Origin of the sequence: Flavobacterium fluvii (genome assembly GCF_900129545.1) — a bacterium.
In the GTDB taxonomy this organism is placed as follows: Bacteria; Bacteroidota; Bacteroidia; order Flavobacteriales; family Flavobacteriaceae; genus Flavobacterium; species Flavobacterium fluvii.
Genome location: NZ_FQWB01000007.1, coordinates 74,606 through 99,293 on the forward strand (window position 1 = coordinate 74,606; position 24,688 = coordinate 99,293).

The window sequence follows — 24,688 nt, forward strand, 5'->3', positions numbered from 1 at the left end:
AGCCTACCAGAATACTACCAATATACCTGATAGGCTAATAACTAACCAATAACCTAATTTTATATATTTTTAAATCACCAAATAGTGTGAATTTTATGCCCTGAATTTTATTCCAATCCTAAAATGGGTTAACGAATGGGTTCGTAAAATTCCACTTCAATAATAGGTAAACGTTGTATGGTTTTACCTCCTTTACCCAAACCTGCATCGTCCACTTTTCCGGTAATTTCGACCAAATTAATGGCATCACTGTCTTTGGCAGAGCCCAATAATTCTATTTGAACTTTTTTTCCTTTGGTTGGAGTCACGTCCAAGGTTGCATATCCCAACCCTGTTGGGGTTTGACCTTCAAATACTTTCTTGCCATCAACAAAAATTCTGATTGGATATTTTTTGCTTTTCCATCCGGCCAATTTCATCACGACCTGATTGATGTTTGCTTCACGCTCCAATTCATATTCGATCAACGCTTTGTCATTTTTTCCGTATGACCATTGCGTCAACTCATTGTCGTCATAGCTTTTGAATGCATCGGCCTGATTAGATGCCGTTTTGGCTCCAATAATCGGCACTGCCAATCTTGTTCTCGTGAAAGATGGCGTTGCTGGTGTTGGTCCTTTTTCCGTGAAAGACGGCAAGTTTTCATTTGGCAAATTTGCCGACAATTTTCCTAAATCGGTCTTAACCGTTTTTACATCAATTGCATCACTCTTGAGCGAATTAGAAGCAGCCTTGATAGTAATTACTCCTTCCACTTCAGTTGATCTCACCATGATTCTGTTTACGCCACATTCTACAGGAAGACTGCTGGCACCAATATAATTATCCGGTCCTTGCGCAATTCCGCCCACAAAAGTCCCTTGTCCTTTTACTTCAAAATCTATCATGTTCAATGCCGTGGGACAACGATTCCCTTTATCATCCATTACTTCCACTTGCACGATGGCTAAATCATTGGCATTGGCCAAAGTACCACCCGGTCTTTCTATCGTGCTTAATTTAAGTGCGTAAGGTTTTCCGGCTGTACGGATTTCATTTTCGCAAACTCGTTTTCCTGATTTATCGTAACCAATGGCTTTGATGCTTCCAGGTTTGAATTGAACATTTTTGAAGGCAAACAAGAATCTTTTGCTCTGCACACCTTTACCAAGACTCACATTGTTGACAAACAATTCTACCGCATCGGCAGTCGAAATTACCGTAATATCTTTCGTTATTTCTTTTTCATAATTCCAATGCCCTACGATATGCGCCTTTGGCGTATCAGTATCCACCCAGCCGTCCCAGATTACCTGATGGGCATAAAAGTTGTCTTTTGGAATTCGCATCGCATCCACTTCTCCACTTCTTCTGTAGTTTTCCTGCCCTCTGTAATGGGTATTCGAATCACTGAATATAATGTTTACACCGCCGGAACTTACACGTTCGCCAGTACCCGGACGCATTTCCCAATAATCGTACCAACGCGCCACATTTTCAACGGCATGGGTATCTTGATTGCGGTTGTAAGAACTGGCATCAGCCACTTTTGTGCCATTCACGTTTTGATGAGTGGTTCCTCCTGTTCCATTTTTATGGAAAGGTGGCGTGAATTCGTCCCAATATTTACGCAAACCTTCGTCCCTGCTGTATTCGGTTGCCCAAAAAGGAAGTTTTGCACTTTTGTTGATGTACAACATTTCGCCTCCATATTCGGCCACTTTGCTGTCGAGCATTTCCCTGCTTCCTATGGCACGACCTCCATAAGAATCGTATAGATTTCTGATAGCCAACATTTCTTTCATGTGGTCTTCCGAAATACTTTCGTTTCCGCATTCATAAAATAAAATACTTGGATTGTTGCGATTGTATATGATGGCATCACGCATCAATTCGGTGCGTTGTTCCCATCGGCGACCCGTAACATCTGCTTCGGCATCTCCTGCCGGCATGGCTTGTATCAAACCTACCCTGTCACAAGATTCCACGTCTTGTTTCCAAGGTGTTACGTGCATCCATCTTACCAAGTTTCCGTTACTTTTTACCATCAAACTGTTGCTGTAATCACTCATCCAAGCTGGAACCGACATCCCCACGGAAGGCCATTCATTGCTGGTGCGTTGTGCATAACCCTTCATTTGAATCACGCGGTCATTCAAGTAAACCATTCCTTTTTCGAATTTCGCTTTACGGAATCCTGTGCGAACAGTAACCTTGTCAACCGCTTTATTGTCAACCAATACCTCAGAGGAAACGGTGTATAAATAACCGTAACCCCAACTCCAAAAATTAAGATTGCTCAAGGCTTTGGATGCTTTCAAATCCTTTTTCTCATTTGGATTTACGGTATAAGAATCTCCCAAAAAGGAAGCCACTTCTTTTCCTTCCATATCCACCACGCTCACTTTCAATTGCGCTTTGACGGGGGTTGAAAGTTCATTTTTTACCTGTGACGAAACATTGATAACCGCCTTCTTTTCGGCAATGTTGAAATCTGTTGCGTACACATAAGTACCCGTCGTTCCCAATGTCGAAAATAAAGGAAGTGTTTGGTACACTTTGGATTTCACGTGCAAGAATACATTTTTCGGAAGTCCACCGTAATTGGCATTGAAATTATTGTTGTTCCATTGGAATCCAGAATTACTTACTTTTTCCCTGTATTTCCAGTCATTGTCTGTTTTTACGGCAATCACGTTTTCTTGGGGAAAAGGTTTTACATAAGGTGTCAAATCAAAACCAAAAGCCATTACACCATTTTCATGTCGTCCTATAAAAGTTCCATTCAAATAGATTTCCCCCATTTGACGCACTCCTTCAAACTCGATAAAGACTTTCTTGTCGTTCGAGTCTTTAGGCAGTTGAAAGGTCTTGCGGTACCAAGCAATTCCCGTGGATAATTGCGTTATGTCTTTTTTGAACGCCTCGGCTTGATTCCAGGCAAAAGGAAGATTGACAACAGTCCATTTTTGATCGTCAAACTCTGGCTTTTTAGCTTCTTCAGCAGCTCCAACATTTAATTTCCAGCCGTAATTGAAATTGTATTTTTCTCTGTCTGATTTGTTTTCCTGTGCGCTTACTGTATTTGCCAATAGGATTGCAAAACTGAATGCGTAAAAAAATCTTTTAATGTTCATTATCTAATTTTTGATTTATTAATTTTTTAGTCTAATAATTTTTATTGTCAAAAAGTATGGCATCCATAATTATCAACAAAGAAGTACAAATATATATTTGATCTCTTTGCTTAATATTATCAATAGTTGCCATTGCCTATCAAAACCTGCCAAATGGCAAAATACGACATGAAATAGCCAGATATGACAACTAAAAAAACAGGAACGACAGGAATATTATACCTATAATTTTATAAAACAGCCCAATTTGTTAGTTCGAGTCAAAAGATTTTAGATTGAAGATTGCTTCGCCTGTTCGCCTTTCAGGCTCGGGTAACGGTTTTTGATTTGCTTCGCCAGTTCGCTATCGCTCGGGTCAGGTTTGATGTTGGCAAATATTTGATTGTCGATTTTACGAGGGCTGTTACATCAAAAATCAGCAATCATTTAAGCCCCTTTGCTTAAATATTGCGAAGGACTGCATCCAAAATGTTTGGAAAAAGTTCGCGAGAAATTGGAAGGCTCCGAAAATCCCACCTTATAGGCAATTTGTGATATACTGAGACCGGAATTCTTGAGCAATTCTTCGGCTTGATTCATCTTGACTTTGGTTATGAATTCATGAACCGTACTTCCGCTTATGCCTTTTAATTTTCGAAAGAGTTGTCTTTGGCTAATGCCTAAAGCTTGTGCCAATTCATCCGAATTAAAATCGGTATCTTCGATGTTGAGGGTAATTATTTCGATCACTTTATCAAGAAAGCCATTGTCCACGCTGGTCACTTCCTCTTGCAGCTGGTCTATCTTTTTTATGGTACCAAGCCTATTTTGTAAAATAATCCTGTTTTCTAAAACACTTTTTATTTGTGCATTTAATATATCCACATTAAAGGGTTTCATCACATAAGCTTCGGCACCCAAATTAAAACCCTCTATTTGATCGGCATCAGAGGCTTTTGCCGTCAAAAAGATTAACGGAATATGGGATGTGTTTTCGTTGCTTTTGAGTTCTTTGCAAAATTCCGTTCCCTCCATTTCCGGCATCATGATATCCGACACAATAATATCCGGTATGTATTTTATGGCAGCCGCAAGACCTCTCTTTCCGTCATACTCCTGAATCAAGGAATATTCTTTGCCCAATTCTTTGCCCAAATAGGTTTGAACATCAAGATTGTCTTCCACAATCAGTAGCGTTGGCTTGCCATTTTCAAAAGAAGTGGGCTCCAATTCCTCTTCATAATCTTCATTCAGAAAAACTGGTTCCTCTTTGACTGGAGAAATGTCCTCATTTTTAGCCATTAAGCAAGGTAAGGTTATCAATGCTTTGGTTCCTTTATTGGGAGTGCTCTCCATGGAGATAGAACCTTCTAAAAGTTCGATTAAATTTCGCGACAATGACAATCCGATTCCAGATGACGAACCATAATAAGGACTTGGTCCCACGTTATTGAAAGGTTCAAATATTTTTTCCAGAGCCGCGGCTTCAATTCCAATTCCGTTATCTTCGATACTTATTGCTATCGTGGATTTTGCTTTGTCAAAACTCGCGGAAAGTTGTATTGTTCCTCCATCCGGCGTGTATTTGAATGCATTGGACACAATGTTGTTGATGATTTGTTCCAATTTTTCAAAATCCAAATAGCAGTACAATGGCTCATCACTTATTTGAAGTTTGAGGTCTATATTCCTGTTTATCGCTATATGTTTAAAAGTGGTATGGCATTCTTCCATAAACACTTTAAAATCCTGGGCAACCGGTTTTAATTTTAATTTCCCCATCTCGGATTTACGAAAATCCAATATTTGATGAATCAACTTTGTCAAATAGCTGATATTCCTGTTTACGATGGAATAATAGACTTCTCGATCTTCCGGTGCCACCTTGTTGTCTTGAAGACGTTTTAAAGGGTCGGCAATCAAGGTTAAAGGCGTTTTCAAATCATGGGAAATATTGGTAAAAAATTCCAGTTTTTCCTTGTTCAAAGCTTCCTGTTGTTCCAAATTGAGACGCTCCAGCTTGATTTCGTTTTTTAGGCGATCTCGATATAATATCTCCTTGAAAACCCAATATAAAATGAGTCCCAACAACATTAAAAACACGATTTTGGCCAACCAGGTTCCATACCAAGGCGCACTGACATCAATATCTAATTCCCTTATTGGCGATTTTGTGTCGTTTGGAGAAACAACACGAGCCTTGAAAACATAATCACCCGGAGGTAATCTATTATACGTTATTTTACTGCTGTTGGTCTTGATCCATTTATCTTCATAGCCTTCCAAGGTGTACTCATATACCATCTTGTTCGTATTCCCGTAATTAAACGAGGCTAATTCTATCGTAAAACTTCTATTATCATAATCCAACTGAATCGATTGGGTTTGCGACAAATCTTTGGTCAAAACAATTTGATCGTTAATTGTATCCATCGGAATTACTTTCTCATTCGACAAATACAAGGTTTTGAAAATCAATTTATCATTGACCGAATTCGTTTTAATTTCATTTGGACGAAAAGAGAGATAACCGTTTTTATCCCCAAAATATAATTTCTGATTTGCCACGTCTTTATGAAAAGCTCTTTCTGAAAATGTCCATGACCCAAACTGGTCCTCTTTTCTATAATTGGAAATTTTATTCGTGGCAATATCAATCATCGAAAGGCCTTGTTTATGAGCTATCCAAAGATTTCCTTTGGCGTCATCAGTGATTGATGAAATATAAATAGTTGGACTTTCCGATTGCAATTGTATTTTTTCAATTCGCATCGGATTTGTATTCGGGTAAATTTTATTCAGTCCTTCGCTGGAACCTACCCAAATTGCTCCCCGTTTGTCTCTATGCAAAGCATAAATAATATTTCCCGAAATCTTGTTTTCAAGATGCTTGTCAAAAGTATTCAGTACTAATTTATCATATAGCTTCCCTTTGCCATTTATTTTTAATCGAATAACCCCACTTCCCTCGGTTGCCAACCACAGTTCTCGACCGTTAACGGATAAAACATCCATGACACTGCCATTATGGATTGTAGCAGCTAAATCATAAAAGCTAATTTTATCATTGGCTAAATTGATGCAAGCTATGCCATTGTACAAACCTACCCACAAATTAGTATTCCCGGATGCTTCCAAGGCATACACGGACCAAATCCCCAAATTAGGACTTAAAGCTCTATTGATTACAGTCTTGCATTGATTACTCTTGGGATCATAACACTCCAATCCATTTATGCCACCTATCCAAATTCTGCCTTTATTGTCCTTGAAAAAACTACGTGTATTTTTGATCTGGCTATTCGATTTATAAAAAGGATGATTATAATCCAAGCCTTCCTTATTGTAGATTAATATGCCTTCATCAGTAGCTAGCCATATTTCATCATTTACTTTTAAAATGCCTTTAACAGTAGCCAATTTGGTGTTTTCACTAGCCTTTCTATAGCTGTAATGCAATTCGAAAGGATTCCTGCTTGGATTGGCCTTATACACATCGCCTCCCTTAGTGCCAAGCCAAATAATATTTTCATCATCTATAAAAAAATCGGTGACATAATCATCCAATAATTGTCCTGGACGATTGATGTTGGCCGTATAACGATATTCTTTGCCTGATTTTATATCCTGGGAAGTCAACAGGTGTGAGGATAAAACATACCTTTTCCCATTTACAATTCGATCTTTATTTAATTCATTGGAATTGCTTGCCAGCTTGTCAATTATAATCTTGGGTACTTTAGTATTGGCAACAATTTTAAACGAATTTAACTGATAGTTAAATCGAACGTATTTCCTGTCGAAGGTTAAAAACCAAAGTCCCAATTTGTTGTCGGAAACGATATTGCGTATCCGATTATTGGGTAATGAAGTCTTGTTTTTTGGATTGTGGTAAAAAAAGTCAAATGTTCTTCCATCATATCGATAAGCACCATTCCAGCTTCCAAACCAAATGTAGCCTATGGAATCCTTGGCAATACCATGTATTTGGGTAACGGGGTTCGCTTCTCGACCCGAAATCTTTTCAAAAAAAAGGTCTTGACCCAAACAATTAAGCACAAACAAATTGTTAAGCAAAAAACAAAACAAAACAAGCCTTTTTCTATACATTCCTTTTCTCAAATAAAGTAAAAAATCTTTCTTACTAATGAGTTGTAAAATTATGGTAATATTTGATGAATACAATATGAAATAAAAAAAATGAACCTAATTTAAAATTGTTTCATCTCTTTATAAGCAAAATAATATCTCCAAATTAGCCAAAAGTCTTGAAATGTTTTAAATTGTTTGTTGGCAAAAAAAGATATTTTTCATTTCGGTTGCCAACTAATTTTACCAAATTATTTCTATTCTCTGTCCTTTTTTCAAAGTGATTGCCTTGTTTTTGTCGCCACTGATAAGTGTTGTTTTTCCACCATTTTTAGAAAAAACAGTCACTTTTTTCAGGGTTTTGGCATTCCATTCCATCGATATTTCAAATCCTCCTCGGGCACAAATTCCTTTTACGGAACCGCTTTCCCAAGCATCGGGTAAGGCTGGAAGCAACCTGATTTCGGATTCGTTGGACTGAACCAACATTTCGGCAACGGCAGCCGCACCACCGAAATTCCCGTCAATTTGAAACGGTGGATGCGCATCAAACAAGTTGGGATACGTCCCTCCTCCTCGCCTTGGTTTCTCCGTTTTCTTTTTGTCTGGATCGACATAACGAAGCAGTTCACGGAACATTTTATAAGAACGATTGCCGTCCCAAAGTCGTGCCCAAAGATTGATGCGCCAGCCCTTGGACCAACCCGTGGTTTCGTCGCCTTTTATCTCCAAAGTTCGTCTGGAAGCACTGGCCAATTCAGGGGTTTTCAATGGCGTGATGTGGTCGCCAGGAAAAAGTCCGAACAACTGCGATTGATGGCGGTGTTTGGGATCTTTGTCATTCCAGTCGAAATACCATTCCTGCAAGTTTCCTTTTTTTCCAATTTGGTAAGGATGCAATTTGGAAAGTGCGGTTTCGAGTTTTGTCCTAAATTCCGCATCCACATTCAACACTTTTGAGGCTTTAATGGTTTTGTCGAAACATTCTCGAATCATTGCCAAATCGGCTGTTCCACCGTAGATTGTGGCTCCAATAAAACCATCTGGGGTAATGTATTGATTTTCTGGAGAAGTCGATGGCGAAGTGATTAAATTGCCGTTTTGGTCTTCAACCAACCATTTCAGGCAAAATTGTGCTGCGCCTTTCATTAGTTCGTAACCCTCGTTTTTGAGATAATCTTTATCTTGCGTAAACGCATAATGCTCCCAAATATGGGTACTCAACCAAGCTCCCGCCATTGGCCAACACGCCCACATCGGTTCTTCTTTCCCAAAAACTCCAACAGGATTGGTCATTGCCCAAATATCAGAATTATGCGCTGCTGCCCAACCTTCGTCAACGCCGTAAAAAGTCTTGGCGGTCACTTTTCCCGTCACCGAAAGATTTTTGATAAAACTCAAAAGTGGCAAATGCATTTCCGAAAGATTCGTGATTTCGGCAAGCCAATAATTCTCTTCCAAATTGATGTTCATCGTGTAATTGCTGCTCCAAGGCGGATTGAGATATGGATTCCAAAGTCCTTGCAAATTGGCAGGAACGCCCATTGTTCTGGAACTGCTGATGAGTAAATAACGACCATATTGGAAGTACAAAATTTCCAGATTCTTGTCTTCTTTTCCATCAGCATAGCGCAACAAACGTTCGTCGGTCGGCAAATTCGGGGCTTCTGTTTTTCCTAAATTCAAGGTAACTCGGTTGTAAAACTTTTGGTAATCGGCTATGTGGGATTGTTTTAATTTGTCGAATGATTTGGAAAAGGCTTTGTTCAAATTATCCAAGGCAATGGCTTTGTCGTTCAATCCCTTGGTGGCTGGATTCTTGTCGAAACCGTTAAAACTGGTGGCGATGGAAACATAAATCAAGGCTTCGGTGGCGTCTTTTAATCCCAAACTCGAAGTGGAACTTGTAATTGTTCCGTCCGTGTTTTTAATTTTTATCAAAGTGGTGAATCGTGTTCCTCGTTCTTTTTCCAAAAGAAAAGTAGGCACAACTTGATAACCCGGGTTTTCGTGAATGGGTGCAACGCCATTCATCGAAAGCACATTATCCTTGGCTTCCATTTTGAATTTTAATAAACTATTCGAATTGATGTCAAAATTCAAGGCTCCTTTCTTGCTGCTGGTAAGCCTGATCACCATAATTTGGTCTGGTGCCGAAACAAAGTATTCACGGGTAAATTTCACCCCATCAATTTCATAACTTACTTTCGAAATGGCTTTGGAAATATCCAGTTCCCTGTAATAATTGGTGGCTTTTCCTGTGTGATGATTGTCAATATTCAGCGTTCCCAGCGGCGCAAAAGATTCGGAATTTTTGCCTTGAATCTTTTTATTCAATTCTTCAGCGAGTTTGTAATTTTCGTTTTTCAATGCTTCGCGAATGGCCGGCAAGTTCTTGTAAGCCTCGGGATTCATGTTCGCATTTACGGGTTCACCCGACCAAAGCGTGATGTCGTTCAAATAAATCTTGTCCGAATCGACACCTCCAAAAACGGTTGCCCCCATTTTTCCATTGCCCAAAACAAGGCTTTCCTCGAAATAATCTGCTGCTTGTTTGTACCAAAGAATATGGTCTGATTGCGCAGAAACACTTGCACAAAAAGAAAAACAAATGACAACTAAGAATAGTTTATTTAAGCGGTTTGATTGCATATTTTATAAATAAATTTTGTTTAAATTTAATCATTTACCATTTAAAAAATAGGCCTGTAGATAAAATTTTTAAAAGTAACCAAACCTTCCCCAACAGCAGATAGTCCCAATCTAAGACTCATAAAACCACTCAACACATTATGATTAAATGAGGAAACCTCGGCAGAATTTTCAATTTTAACCCAGTCTTTTCCATCCAAACTGTAGAACATATTTACAATCTGTTCCTTTTTTTCCAAGCGCAAAAACAAATGTGTTTTATTCACTCCTTTTACGGTGGGAAATTGCCAAACTCTTAGAATCGCCATAATATTTTCTTTATCGAAAGCGATACCCGTAAATAATTTAGTATCGTAGAAAAGAACCAGTCCAGCCGATGCATTACCTTCTATTTCAACTTCAACTTCAGCGGTGTAGGAATGATCGGAAGGCGTGCATAACAAGGGAGAACTTTGACCAATTCCCGCTCCTTTTCCCTTGATTTTTATTCCATTGGAAGAAAATGTGGTTCTTTGAGAATCATATTCGTCAAAAAACTGCCATTGCGGATTGAGCTTCGCCCCGGTAAAAGCATCCGAAAGCATGAAATCACTTTTTATGGATTCACCTGCCGGTTTTTTTATGACATCTTCGGTTTTAATACCCTCTTTCATTTTGAACCAACCATCCTTTGTCCATTCTATGGGTTGTAAAAGCGTTTGACGTCCCATATTGTAATACCCATTCTCATAACCGTGAAAAACCATCCACCATTTTCCATTGATGTCGTCAATTATCGTGGCGTGTCCTTTCGACCACCATTTTTCGGAACTATCTTTAGTTCTAATTATGGGATTGTAGGGCGAATTTTCCCAAGGACCAAAAGGAGATTTTGATCGTGCCGATATTACCATATGGCTGGTAGCTGGGCCTGCCGTTCCGCCTTCGGCAACCGTTAAGTAATAATAATCACCTCTTTTCAGCATTTTGGGACCTTCCAGACAAAAACATTCGATAGACCAATCATTCGGGATTTTCCAACCATCATAAGCGTGAGTTGTTTTACCTACAACCGAAAGTCCGTCAGGAGAAAGAGGCACATAACTGCCATCGCTAAAATAAATAAACCGATTGCCTTTATCATCCACAAAATGTCCCGGGTCAATATTGCCAATTTTCAAATCTATCGGATCACTCCAAGGACCATTTATGGTATCTGCCCATACCACGTAATTGGTATTATTGGCAGGAAAATAGATGTAAAATTTGTTGTTGTATTTGACCAAATCTGGCGCCCAAACCGAGCCGACACTTTTTTGGAGAGCGTGTGTTATGGGCTTCCAATTCACCAAATCTTTGGAAGTCCAAATCAATAAACCCGGATAATAATTGAAGGAAGAATGCACGATATAATAATCTTCACCATCCCTGATGACTGATGGATCGGGGTAATCTCCGGCAAATATCGGATTTTGATAAAATTCGTTACCCACTTTAGGACTCTGTTGCTGTGCATGGATTGCAAGCGAAATGGAAAACACAAATAAGAGGATTTTTTTTTTCATTTTTTAGATTATAAAAAAAATGGCAATTCAACTGGAATATTCATCCAGTTAAATTACCAATAAAGTTTAATTATTTCAAACCGTCAAGCAATCCTGTCAAGGCTTGATTGTCGAATATGGTATTATTTGTTCTGTTAAAAATGGCTGAACCATTGTTACCCATTCCTCCTGCATCCCAATAAAATGGCAATAAACCATTCGCTTTTGCTTGTTGAACCACATATTTCAAGAAAAAAGCTCTTGAAGCCAAGTGCAAAGTCAAATCGCTACCCGTCAAATTCGAACGTCTAATTGCCCCAAATTCACCCAAAACCACGGGAATTCCTTTGTCGACAAATTGCGTTTTCATTGATTTGAAAAGCTTGTCCAATTCTGCTTCTTCTCCATAATTGGAATTGTGTGCAGTATCGGTTGTGGAATGGTAATTGGCTCCCCAATAATAGAACATTTTGCCCCAAGTTTCGTCTTTTTCCATCCCACAAAAATTCCAAGGCGTGTAATAATGGACTTCCACCATCATTCGGCTAGCCACTTTATCGGTTGGCAAAGTCAACATCAATTTATTCGTTTTGTCAATATCCGTTGTTGGCCCTTGAACTACCAAAGTACGATAGGCATTTTTTCCTCCAGTAGCTCTTACGGCATCGATAAATGTTTGGTGGTAAGATGTCAAAACTGCCATTTGGGCGGCATCATCGACACTTGGCTCATTGGCACTGGCAAAAAGTAAATGTTCGTCAAAATCCCTTAAACTGGTGGCAATTTGTTCCCAAAATGCTTTTTGTTTGGCGTTATTTTCTGCTTTTTTGGCATCGGTACAATTATTTTCGAGCCAGCCGCCGTCCCAGTGGATGTTGACCAAAACATACATGTCGTTATCAACACAATATTGGACTACTTCTTTTACTCTAGCCAGCCATGTTGCACTAATTTGGGCAGTGGCAGAATTGGCCATATTTTGATTCCAGGAACAAGGAATTCGAATGGCATTGAAACCATTGGCCTTAACCAAATCAATCAAGGCTTTGGTCACTTTTGGGTTTCCCCAAGCTGTTTCGCCTCCGGTGGCTTCCAACGTATTGCCTATGTTCCAACCCAATTTTATTTTGGCAGCTAATTGCACGGCCGAACTGCTCATTCCGATTGCGTCAGCGGCAATTGGATTGGTGTTATAACTCGGATAAGTCACTGGAAGAACCACCACTGGTGCGGGCTGAGTAATTGTAATTTGCACAGAAGCTACTTGATTCGAACTAATGGTTAGGGTTGCTGTGCGTGCCACTGTTCCCGGATTGGCAGTAGCAGTAATGGAAACCGAGGTTGAGCCTGCCACTCCAGAAGTTTTACTTATTTGAATCCAACTGGTATCTGAACTACTGATTGACCAAGAATCAGCATTCGTCGTAATTGAAATTCCTGAACTGTTTCCTGTACTAATAAATTCAATGGAACTTACATTTACAGTGAGTGTTTTGGCTGTTGGTTTTGTCTCGGGAGTCGATCCTGAATCGGAACTACAAGCCCCAATTCCTAAAAAAATCAAGCATAGAATAGCAACGAATTTTTTTTTCATTCCTGGTTTTATTTAATGGTTACGACAACTTCCTTTTTAATATCTCTCGATGAACTTCCCAATTTCAAGGTATAATTTCCTGGTTCTACCGTCCATTTTTTGGTTTCGACATTGTAATAGGCCAATTCTTTTACGGGAACTTGAATAGTTACAGTTTCTGATTTTCCTGCTTTTACCAATACTTTTTGGAAACCTTTCAACTCTTGGGCGGCACGACTGATTTTCGAATCCAATTTAGAAGAATACAATTGTACCACTTCTTGTCCATCCACTGTTCCGGTGTTTTTAACGGTTATGGAAACCGCAATTGTTTCATTGTCCGCATACGATTTTTTGTCCGTTTTGGCATTGTCGAAAGCAAAAGTGGTGTAGGACAATCCGAAACCAAATGGATAAAGAGGTTCGATTTTTTTGGTGTCAAACCAACGATATCCAACCAAAATTCCTTCGGCATAAGTAACTGTTTTGTCACCGGGAAAACTGTTGGTGGCGTGAGCAGGAGAATCTTCAATCTTTTTAGGCATTGTCCAAGGCAATTTTCCTGACGGATTTATTTTTCCCAACAATACGTCGGCCAAAGCATTTCCTCCTTCGGAACCGTTGAACCAACTCCAAACCAATGTTGGTGATTTTTGGTTCAAATCAACAAGATCAAAAGGAGCTCCAGCGATAATGACAACGATTGTATTTGGATTGACGGCTCTAACTTTGTCAATCAATTCTTCTTGTGCAAAAGGTAGTTTCAAGTTCCTGCGATCCGATGCTTCGGTCTCGTAATCCCGGTTGGAACCTGCAAAAACGATGGCCATATCCGATTTTTTGGCTGCTTCGATGGCTTCCTGCAATTTGGCCGGATCCAATTGGTCGATGGTTACCGGACCATTTGCAGTGATGTTTCCCAAATTTCCGGCGTTTCTCTTGTCATAACGTTCCAAATACCCTTCTGCATAATTGATTTTGATGGAGGCCGGCAACCTGTTTTTCAACCCTTCCAAAGGCGTAATTTCTCTTTTGGTTTTAACCCCTGCGCCAAATCCTCCCAAGGCATTTTTCTTGGTGGCATTGTTCCCGATTACGGCAATGGATTTTATTCCATCCAATTTCAAAGGCAAAACATTTTTGTCATTTTTCAACAAAACCACCGCTTCCGATGCTATTTTGTAGGCATCTTGGTAATGAGCTTCTGTGGCAATACTTCCTTTCACGCGGTTTTTTTGTTCAGTTCCCATAGCTTTTACTTGGAACAAAACATTTAAAATTCTTTTCACGTGTTTGTCGATTTCTGCTTCCGAGATTTCTCCCGCCTTGGCAGCAGCGATTAATTTATCGGCCAAGAAAAATTCGTTGAATGCTTTTGGAGTTCCCATTTCGATATCCAATCCGTTTTTCAAGGTTTTAACGGTAGAATGCACCGCTGCCCAATCCGAAACAACCACGCCCTTGAAACCCCATTCGTCACGCAAAATGGTGTTGAGCATATAATCGTTCTCGCATAAATAATCTCCCCTGAATTTGTTGTAAGCTCCCATAATACTGTAGGCATTAGCTTCTTTTACGGCAGCTTCGAAGGCCGGCAAGTAAATTTCACGCAAGGTTCTTTCGTCAATTTGAACATCGACAAAATCACGATTTGTTTCTTGGTTATTGGCTGCGAAATGTTTGACGCAAGCCATAACATCGTTGTCTTGCAATCCAACAATCAAGGGCACTGCCATTTTTTTGTTCAGAAAAGGATCTTCGGTAGAATATTCATAAGTTCTACCTCCCAATGGCGTTCTCACGATATTAATGGCAGGTGAAAGCAACATGTCCTTGTCCCTGGCACGCATTTCCTGCCCCACGCTATTCCCGAAAGTGTACGCCATCGTCGTGTTCCAAGTGGCGGCCAAGGCTCCAGAAGCCGGATAATAGGTGGCAAAATCATTTGTCCAACCTGCTGCTCCCCAATTGTCACGATTAATTTCTTCACGAACTCCCAAAGGGCCATCGGCCATTTTCAATTCGGGAATGCCCAAACGTTTTACGCCACCGGTAGAAAACATGCTATTGCCGTGCAACATCCCGATTTTTTCTTCGAGTGTCATTTGTGCAATCAATTTGTCTATTTCGGCATCGTATTTTGAAGTCAAAGATTTTGCCGCTGTCTTTGTGCTTTTAGCAGTTTGGGAATTCGCTTGGTATCCCGTAAACAGCAACATTGAAAAAAGGGACAATGTGATTATTTTATTTTTCATATATGCAAAATTTATTTTTATTGTTTTTAAGACTATTGCTTCACAAAATTCAGCAACAGCACGTCGTTCTCATTCATTTTGAAATCCTTTTTAAAAATTCCGTCGGCATCAATTGTCACAGTTTCCGTAGCAATTGGGGCACCGTTATTTTTCTCTTTGAGCGTATTCACTTGTTGTTTGGTCAACTGGCTGGGTTTGTTCATCCCGAAATAATCCGTAAAAGCGTCATTTTCTTTGTAACCTACTTTGTAAATTTCAAATATATAATTTCCTTTTTGGAGTCCTGCCACCTCAATTTTCACGGTACCTTTGGGTTTGGACGGCAAATCTTTTACATAATATTGCTGATTGTTTGTAGCCTCCGGCAAAGTATAGGTGAAATCCCAAAACAAAACCTGGACATTCCCCTTTGCATTTTTGGTTGCCCAAGAAGATGTGTCGGTATTTTGAAGTTCTGTTTCTCCCAATTTGTTCAAAAAGGAATACGAAAAATAAGCTGGTTTCTTGATTCCCTGTGTATTCAACAATCCGAAACCACCGTGAAAAGGCGTAAATCGTGGCCCAGGTTCTTCAAAAATATCGGTAAAAACCCAATACGACATCGAGTTGGCAGCGTTACCAACTTGTTTCAATTTTTGAAGAATATAAGCCGCGGAATGATAACTGTCGTGAATGGGATCGGCCGGTGTGTAGGATGAACTCCACTCGGTATAATGCAATTCGAGATTGGGTTTTGTTGAGGCTGCAATTTCTTTTCTTGATTGCAACACATCACCACTTACTGCTTCATTATCTTTGCTCAAAACAGTTCCACTTTGCCCAAATTCATCTAAAAATCCTTGCCCAACACCGTAGGAATGTGTTGAAATAAAATCGATGGGCACCTTGTTTTTTTCACAAAAATCAATCATCTCGCTTTCCCAAGCAGCGCCCGCAGTACCTGGCCCGCCCACTTTGTAGGCGGCATTTACGCTCTTGATGGCTCGAGTGCTGTAATCATACAATTTGAAATATTCGGCTTGGGTTCCCGTCCAAAAACCCGGAGTTAAATTGGGCTCGTTCCAAACCTCGAAATACCAAGTTTTTACTTCCTCCACTCCATAACGTTCGGTAAAATGTTGCGTCAAGTTGCGAATCAAGTCTTCCCATTTTTTGTAATCTTTGGGCGGTGTCACATTGCCTTTCCACCAAAAAATGGTTTCTTTTCCACTGGCCAGAGCCGATGGCATAAAGCCCAATTCGACGAAAGGTTTCATGTCGATACTCAAAATATAATCAAACAAGACATCGACATATTGATAATTGTATTCTGGATTTCCTTTGTTGTCTTCACGGTAAACCGCCATGTCGTCCGTCAATAAACCGTGCATCCTAATGTATTTGAAATCGCATTCTTTCTTGACCAAAGCCAATTGTTGTTGCCAATCGGCGCGCAAACCTTCGTTGGCTCTTCCTGCTCCAATGCACTCTTTATACATCGTGTTCATTTGTCCAGCGGATTTGTTGTAATCCACTTTGATGATTCTATCCTTGTAGGTCGATTTTTTTGAATTTGAATCTTGTCCTAATGTTTTAACGTTGGTTAAGCATAGAAGAATGGTCAGTAATACTAAAATTCGTTTCATAATTTATATTTTTTTGAATCGAATGGCTGTTCCTCCTGCTCCACCCAAATGCAGTTTCAATACATCCGAAGCTTTTACCGTTTTCTTGGAAATCGCAACTGCAGATGGATTGTGTGTTTCATCGGTTCCATCGGCATCGGCATAAATTTGGGCTTCATAGGTGGCTTTGTCATCTAAAAACGATAATGAAATGGTTAAATCCCTGGCTTTCTCGTTGGTGATACTGCCCAAAAACCAATCTTCACTGTTTTTGTCTTTACGAGCCGTAGTGATGTATTGTCCGATTTCTCCATTCAATACTTTGGTGGTTTCCCAATCTGTTGGAACATCTTTCAAGAATTGTAAAGCTGGTTTTCCTTCGTAATTTTCAGGAAGGTCGGCCATCATTTGAATTGGGGCATAAATGGTTACATATAATGCCAATTGTTGTGCCGTCGTGCCGTGAACTCTTCTGCCGGGATAACCTTGTTTAACTTCAACATCAAAGATTCCGGGCGTGAAATCCATTGGTCCAGACAGCAATCTCGTAAAAGGAATAATGGTCAAATGATTGGGTGGATTGCCTTCGCTCCATGCATTGTATTCTTGTCCTCTTGCGGCTTCCCTTGAAATCATGTTCGGATAAGTACGGCGTTCTCCGGTATCTTTTATGGACTCGTGGTACAAAACAGCCAAGTCATATTGGGCTGCTTTTTCCAAAACGTATCTGAAATAATTCACGCCAAATTGACCAAAATGCCACTCTTTCATGTTTAATTTTGAACCTACGTGACCAATTTTAACGGTATGAATTCCCAACTTTTTGTACAAAGCAAAACCTTCGTCAATTTCTTTTAGGTAATTAATCAAGTTGGAACCCGTTTCGTGGTAACCCATAAGTTCCACTCCTTTTTGTTTTCCGTATTCCACCACTTTTTCGATGTCGAAATTATCGGCAGATTTGGTAAAACTGAACATGTGCATTTTATTTTTGTACCAATCAGGCGTCCAACCTTTGTTCCAGCCTTCAATCAACAAGTTGTGGAATCCTTCTTTGGCGGTAAAATCAATGTATTGTTTGGCGTGTTCGGTGGTGGCACCTTGTTTTGGACTTTCCCAAAAAGAGTATTTCCCAATGTGCATTCCCCACCAAATCCCAAAATATTTGTAGGGTTTGAAATAACTGGTATTGGCCAATTTATTGGGTTCATTCAGATTTAAAATCAAATACGAGGTAATCAAGTCCGTAGGTTTTTCGGCAATTTGAATGGTTCTCCACGATGAAGTAAAACTGTCTTTCACGCGCACTTTCACGCCATCAGCCCAAGGCACCAAATCGATTTTTAGTTGCGTTCCCGTGTTGTTGACCAAAGTCATGCTGGCAAAATCCACCAAATTGGCTTCGTGAAAACTCAATGCCAATCCACTTTTGCTTTCGATAGTCAATGGAGTCAAAACGGTGTCGAGCGTGCTTACCGGCGAATCCTTAAAAAGATATTCGTCACGGTCTACTCTATTGGCGGGAATCCACCAAGCTTTACCATCATCTTTTAGGTTGAAAGTGGTTTTTTCGTCCATAATGAAAATACTGTCTTTGGATACCTGTTTTGGATATACGTATCGAAAAGCAATTCCATCATCAAAAGCACGAAACTGGATTTCGAGCTGGCGTTTTTCCTTGTTTTTTTGTTGCAGTTTTACCACCATTTGGTTGTAGTGATTCCTGATTTTTTTCTTTTCTCCCCAAACCTGTTCCCAAGTTTCGTCGAAAGTGCTGTTTTCCACTTTCACAATTTCAAAATCGGTGCTGAAATTTTCATTGTTTTTCAACAAAAATCCCATGTCCGATGGCGTAATCACCAATGTTTTTCCGTGCGAAACGGCATATTTTGGTGCACTATTGACCAATTCGAATTGAATTTTGTTTTTCCCTTCTGGAGAAGCCAATTCATAGACTTTTGTTTTTTTGCCTTGGGCATTACTTATACTTATGGATAGTAATAAAGCGGGAAGCATCAGTTTTTTTATCATTGTACTATTTATTTTTTTATAAAAAAATCGAGGTATGGACTAACTCATTACCCCGATTTCAAAACTAACTTAACTAACTATTTTATTCTTTCAATTTTGAAAGTGGTTTTATTGCTGATTGGATTTTCATTTATGTTGAAATCAGTTCCTTTTTTGGAAAGTGAGATGGTTTTCACCCCATCGCCTTCTGGAAGAAAAACTTTTGCCGTTGCGGCATTTGTATTGTCGGTTGCATATACTTTGAGCGTCAATTTACTCCAATCCATGTCTTTGGTAGATTGAGCCAATTTGATGTGTGGAATTGCCGAGCCGTTTCGAACTAAAACAATAATTGGCACTTCACCCGCCTCAATTTTATGCCATCCGCCTTGATATACTTTTTTGGTTTGGTAATCAATCCAGGTTCCTTCCGGAAGATAAACATCTCTGCCTGTAACCTCTTCAAATAAAGGCGCAACCAACATACTGGAACCAAATAAATACTCGTTGTCCACCAACCAAGAACCTGGATCATTTGGATATTCTATGAACAAGGCGCGCATCATTGGCAATCCTTTTTGCGAGCTTTCTTTGGCTTGGGCATAGATGTAAGGCATTAATTCGTAACGCATATTGTCGGCATTTCGGAAGGTTTCCAACAAATCTTTGCTGTACAACCAAGGCTCGCGTGGAGGCTCGCCATGGCTTCTCACGTGGGAAGTGAACATTCCAAAAGGCGCCCAACGACGGTACAAGTTTTCGGGAGATTTGGTCACGAATCCACCCACGTCATGACTCCAAAAACTGAAACCACACAATCCCAAGGAAAGTCCACCCCTCAATTCGGCCGACATCGCTCCGTTGGAAGTTTCGGCATCGCCACCCCAATGCAATGGGTAACGTTGGCTTCCTGCCCAAGTGCTCCTCGCCCAGATCAAGGTGTATCCTTTTTCTTTTTGGGTAATTTCGGCAACGGCTTTGTTGTAACGCAATGGGTATAAATTATGCTCATAGAAACCAGTTCGTCCATTGAAATAAATTCCGTCTGGCGGTGCGGCTTCTCCAAAATCTACCTTGAAAACGCTCACGCCTTGATCGAACAAACTTTTTAATTTGGCTTGGTACCAAGTCACGGTTGCAGGGTTCGAAAAATCCAGTACGGCATCTTCATAAGGAAGGTTTCCTTTGCGGTCTTTTACGGCCAAATTTTTGTCCACAATTTCGTTGAACAAGGTATTTTTTGGCGAGAAATAAGGCAATTGCCACAAACAAACGTGGAATCCGTCTTCTTTTAAATCAGCCATCATTTTAACCGGGTCTTCAAAACGTTTTTTTGCAAATTCGTAATTGTTGCGCCAATCCACGTCAAACCAGCCTGTGTCGTAATGAATCACGTCGGTCGGGATTTTATAGGCACGTAGATTTTTGGCTACTTCACGACCTTCTTTTTCGGAAAAATAAGTGATGCGACTCATCCAAAATCCGAATGACCAAAGTGGTGGCATCGCGGCTTTTCCTGTAAGATTGGTGTATTCGTCCAATATCTCTTTTGGTTCACCAATGAAGAAAAACAAATCAGCTTCGTCGTCACCAATATACATTTCGTTGGCGCTGCCAAAATATTTTCCAAAATCGACAGTAATCGGTGTGGAATGGTGCATAAAAACCCCGTAACCACGGCTGCTCATATAAAATGGAACCGGTTTGTACATCGTTTCGTTCTGGATTCCGTTGGCATCATCCGTCCAAAGAACCACTTTTTGTCCACGTTTGTTGAACTGCGTGAAAGATTCTCCGCAACCAAATATTTTTTCGTCCGGCTCCAAGCTGAAAGCCGCGCCCATACTTCTGGAATAATCGCTGCTTCTGCGAACATACGAAAATGGAAGTGCTGGCGTGTAGGTATTTGTAAAATCAGAATTATGAAGGGTTCCCGTCAACAATTTTCCTTTTTCATCGAATATTTTTACGTGCCAAGGCTTGGTCTGGATTTCTACCGAACCGTGTTTGCTGGTAAATTTATAACCTCCTTCAATTTTGGCATATTTCCATAATTCGGGATGATTGGGTGCTACTCCGTCAACCAACATCAAGGATTCCTTTTCGGGATGAAATTGTGGTCCAGACGTCATTTTTATTCTCAACGTTCTATCGGAAACAAACTGTATTTGGAAAGGCAATACCGGCGAAGCTTCATACTCGGTGGTAGGAAATTCATTGGCCACAACTGGGCTAGGTTTCATTTCAATATTATTGAATGCTTGGCGCGTTTGGTAGGTATGTCTCAAGTATTTTACCGTTCCTTTTCCGGTTTGTGGATCAAAACCCGCCAACTCATCGGCAAAATAAAAGGTGTTCAGGTAATTCTCGAAATCTTTGCTGATGTCAATGGGTGCATTGAGTACGTCTGCATTTTGTATCTGGGCAGTAGCTTTTGGCGTGATTAAAAGATTTAAAAAGAGGACTAAAAATAGTGATACTTTTGGTGGTTTACTCATTGGTTTTTAAAATTAATTTTAGGATTCTTTATACATTAAAAAGCGATAGAAAAACAATCTCTCCATTATCCCAGAAAAACAAAAACTGCAATAAAAATGATATTTTTTTTTCAAATCAACATATTTTTACAAGATAAAAATAACAATCTTAAAATTAATTCTAATATGATTGTGCTTATAATATTATTTCAACAAAAACTAATACTATATCAACCTGAAAATTGATTTTTTATTCAAGAAAAAGACCCAAGAAATAGGAGATAAAAAAAGGAAAAATTTAAGCATAAAAAAAGGACTCGTTTTCACGAATCCTTTTTTATTGGAGAATCATTTTAAAGTGATTCTTTCTTTTTTGCTCTCTTTTCTTTGTATGCTTCCCAAGTTGCTCCACCTACCCAATAGGATACGAAACCAACCAAAAAAAACATCAACCAGAATCCTATGGTAAGGACGGTCAAGAAAAGTAAAAAGCCTAAATACTGTTGAAATTCAAACATGTTTTCCGGAATTTTTGAATGTAGCGACAAATGTATGTTTTATATTTTTTCTTACCAATAAAATAACTGATAATATTTAAAAAAAAACAAAAACTAATTTGTAAATTTAGAAACATTTGAATTCCATTACTTTAGCAGTTATGCGCTGAATTTGTTCAAAAATGTCAAAAAAAACAACCTCCAATAAAATGAAATACAGAATTGAAAAAGACACTATGGGCGAAGTCCAAGTCCCTGCCGACAAATACTGGGGAGCACAAACCGAGCGTTCCAGAAACAATTTCAAAATTGGACCATCGGCTTCGATGCCAAAGGAAATCATTGAGGGATTTGCTTATCTAAAAAAAGCGGCTGCTTACGCCAATTGTGACTTGGGAGTTCTTCCCGTAGAAAAGCGGGATGCCATTGCCGCCGTTTGCGACGAAATCCTTGACGGCAAACTGGCCGACGAATTTCCGTTGGTAATTTGGCAAACGGGTTCAGGAACCCAGAGCAACATGAACGTGAATGAAGTGATTGCCAATCGAGCACAAGTTTTGAAAGGATTGACCATTGGCGAAGGCGAATCCTTTATCAAGGCCAATGACGACGTTAATAAATCACAATCTTCCAACGATACCTTCCCGACGGGAATGCACATTGCCGCCTACAAAGCAGTTGTGGAAACCACCATTCCGGCTGTCGAAAAATTAAGAGACACGCTTCGGGCAAAAGCGTTAAAATTCAAAACGGTCGTAAAAATAGGTCGCACGCATTTGATGGATGCCACGCCATTGACCTTGGGACAAGAAATCTCGGGATATGCAGCCCAATTGAGTTATGGTTTGAAAGCGGTAAAAAACACTTTGGCACATTTATCGGAAATTGCCTTGGGCGGAACTGCCGTCGGAACCGGCTTGAACACGCCCGAAGGTTATGACGTGAAAGTCGCCGAATATATTGCCCAATTCACGGGACATCCTTTCGTGACCGCACCGAACAAATTTGAAGCTTTGGCCGCCCACGATGCCATTGTGGAAACCCACGGAGCCTTGAAACAATTGGCAGTTTCCTTGAACAAAATTGCCAATGATGTTCGGATGCTGGCTTCTGGACCGCGCTCGGGAATTGGCGAAATCATCATTCCTGAAAACGAACCAGGTTCTTCCATCATGCCGGGAAAAGTAAATCCAACCCAATGCGAAGCCTTGACCATGGTTTGTGCCCAAGTGATGGGAAATGACGTGGCCATTTCTGTTGGAGGAATGCAAGGTCATTATGAATTGAATGTTTTCAAACCCCTGATGGCTGCCAACTTCCTGCAATCGGCGCGATTGTTGGGAGATGCTTGCCTGTCGTTTGAAGTGCATTGCGCCAGCGGCATAGAACCCAATTACAAACGTATTGAAGAATTAGTCAATAATTCCTTGATGCTCGTTACGGCCTTGAACACCAAAATTGGTTATTACAAAGCAGCAGAAATTGCCCAAACCGCACATAAAAACGGCACCACTTTAAGGGAAGAAGCCATCCGTTTGGGATATGTTTCGGCAGAAGATTTTGATGCTTGGGTAAAGCCAGAAGACATGGTTTGAAATCACCAAAAATCATAAAAAAGCCTGCAATTTCAATATTGCAGGCTTTTTTATAAAACTATTTTCTCAAAAAATCTTAACTCAAAATTAAATGGTGCACTTGATTGGCAATTTCGATTTCTTCATTGGTAGGAACAACCAAAATTTTAGCTTTCGCTTGTGGCAGGTTTATTTCACGAATTTCTTTCGAACGGATTTCATTTACGGCATCGTCCAATTCCAGTCCAAAATACTCCATGTCCGTACAAACCAATTTTCGCATATAAGCAGAATTCTCACCAATACCTGCCGTAAAAACAATCGCATCCAAGCCGTTTAAAGCGGCTGCATAAGAACCAATAAATTTCTTGATTCGATAGGCATTCATCTCCAAAGCCAATTGACATTCTTTGTTTCCTTCTGCGGCATTCGATTGAATATCCCTCAAATCGCTGAAACCGGTAAGTCCAAGCATTCCACTTTGTTTGTTCAACATGGTATTGACATCATTCAATGAATATCCCAATGTATTGACCATGTAAAATATCACGGATTGATCGATGTCTCCTGCCCTGGTCCCCATAATCAGTCCGTTGCTTGGGCTAAATCCCATGGAGTGATCGACACTTTTTCCGTCTTTTACCGCAGTAATGCTGCAACCATTACCCAAATGTACCGTTATAATATTTTTATGGGGCGCGTTGATTGATTTTAGGTATCCAATGGCGTTTTCCGAAACATATTTATGGGAAGTCCCGTGAAAACCATAGGCACGAATTTTATTTTCGCTCAACAAATAATTAGGAATTGCATATTTATAAGCAACCGCAGGCATTGTTTGATGGAAGGCAGTATCAAAAACGGCAACCTGTTTGGCATCGGAAAAAATCTCTTCTGCAACAATGATGCCTTCCAAATGCGCCGGATTGTGCAAAGGAGCCAAACTGCATAATTGTCTAATTTCCTCTTTTACTTCTTTGGTAATCAACACCGTGTCTGAAAAAGCACTTCCGCCATGTACCACGCGATGTCCCACGGCTTCTATTTCTTTGGTACTTTTGATTACCCCTTTTTCATCATCCATCAACAATTGGGCAATTTTATTGAGTCCAATTTTATGATTGGCAATAGGCAAAGTTTCCTCCACTTTGACCGAATTGGTCACATAGCTAAAATTTGAAGTTTCCAATCCTATTCTGTCAATCATCCCCGAACAAATGACCTCTTTTGCCGGCATTTCGATGAGTTGGTATTTTATGGAAGAACTTCCCGAATTTATAATTACTATTTTCATTTGTATCGTTTTATATTTTTGTTTTTGCAACGAAGACACTAAGTC

At 39.9% G+C, this 24,688-nt stretch carries 12 protein-coding genes; 1 reads left to right on the forward strand and 11 read right to left on the reverse strand.

The features are described from left to right. Positions 1–128: 128 nt before the first annotated feature. The 10 genes from BUC16_RS14545 to BUC16_RS17655 all read right to left on the reverse strand — a co-directional run bounded on the left by BUC16_RS14545 (position 129) and on the right by BUC16_RS17655 (position 21,796). On the reverse strand, positions 129–3,116 hold the full coding sequence (locus BUC16_RS14545) for a glycoside hydrolase family 2 protein (RefSeq protein ID WP_073371534.1): 2,988 nt from the start codon (positions 3,114–3,116) through the stop codon (positions 129–131). Between the two features lie 426 nt (positions 3,117–3,542). Continuing rightward, complete coding sequence (locus BUC16_RS14550; protein ID WP_170860881.1) at positions 3,543–7,142, reverse strand: hybrid sensor histidine kinase/response regulator transcription factor; 3,600 nt, start codon at positions 7,140–7,142, stop codon at positions 3,543–3,545. 285 nt (positions 7,143–7,427) lie between these two features. Next, positions 7,428–9,836: a glycoside hydrolase family 95 protein gene (locus BUC16_RS14555; RefSeq protein ID WP_073371536.1), complete on the reverse strand. Its 2,409-nt coding sequence runs from the start codon at positions 9,834–9,836 to the stop codon at positions 7,428–7,430. A 41-nt stretch (positions 9,837–9,877) separates the two neighbouring features. Continuing rightward, positions 9,878–11,380, reverse strand: a complete 1,503-nt coding sequence (locus tag BUC16_RS14560; RefSeq protein WP_073371537.1) for a family 43 glycosylhydrolase — start codon at positions 11,378–11,380, stop codon at positions 9,878–9,880. 70 nt (positions 11,381–11,450) lie between these two features. Beyond that, complete coding sequence (locus BUC16_RS14565) at positions 11,451–12,953, reverse strand: cellulase family glycosylhydrolase (protein WP_073371538.1); 1,503 nt, start codon at positions 12,951–12,953, stop codon at positions 11,451–11,453. 8 nt (positions 12,954–12,961) lie between these two features. Then, positions 12,962–15,187: a glycoside hydrolase family 3 C-terminal domain-containing protein gene (locus BUC16_RS14570; RefSeq protein WP_084546268.1), complete on the reverse strand. Its 2,226-nt coding sequence runs from the start codon at positions 15,185–15,187 to the stop codon at positions 12,962–12,964. 32 nt (positions 15,188–15,219) lie between these two features. Then, a complete protein-coding gene (locus BUC16_RS14575; RefSeq protein ID WP_073371539.1) occupies positions 15,220–16,812 on the reverse strand; it encodes a GH39 family glycosyl hydrolase in 1,593 nt (530 codons plus the stop codon). 3 nt (positions 16,813–16,815) lie between these two features. Beyond that, positions 16,816–18,822: a glycoside hydrolase family 97 protein gene (locus BUC16_RS14580; protein ID WP_073371540.1), complete on the reverse strand. Its 2,007-nt coding sequence runs from the start codon at positions 18,820–18,822 to the stop codon at positions 16,816–16,818. Between the two features lie 77 nt (positions 18,823–18,899). Then, positions 18,900–21,299 (reverse strand): glycoside hydrolase family 31 protein, encoded by a 2,400-nt coding sequence (locus BUC16_RS14585; RefSeq protein ID WP_073371541.1) that lies wholly within the window; start codon positions 21,297–21,299, stop codon positions 18,900–18,902. 332 nt (positions 21,300–21,631) lie between these two features. Further along, positions 21,632–21,796, reverse strand: coding sequence for a hypothetical protein (locus BUC16_RS17655; protein ID WP_132006427.1), 165 nt, complete (start codon positions 21,794–21,796; stop codon positions 21,632–21,634). Between the two features lie 188 nt (positions 21,797–21,984). Between BUC16_RS17655 and fumC the strand changes: the two genes are divergently transcribed. Beyond that, the gene (gene fumC / locus BUC16_RS14590) at positions 21,985–23,370 is read left to right on the forward strand and encodes a class II fumarate hydratase (RefSeq protein WP_073371623.1); all 1,386 of its coding nucleotides are present in this window, start codon (positions 21,985–21,987) and stop codon (positions 23,368–23,370) included. 76 nt (positions 23,371–23,446) lie between these two features. On the opposite strand, the gene BUC16_RS14595 is transcribed toward fumC, so the two are convergent. Further along, positions 23,447–24,643 (reverse strand): acetate/propionate family kinase, encoded by a 1,197-nt coding sequence (locus tag BUC16_RS14595; protein WP_073371624.1) that lies wholly within the window; start codon positions 24,641–24,643, stop codon positions 23,447–23,449. Positions 24,644–24,688 lie beyond the last annotated feature (45 nt).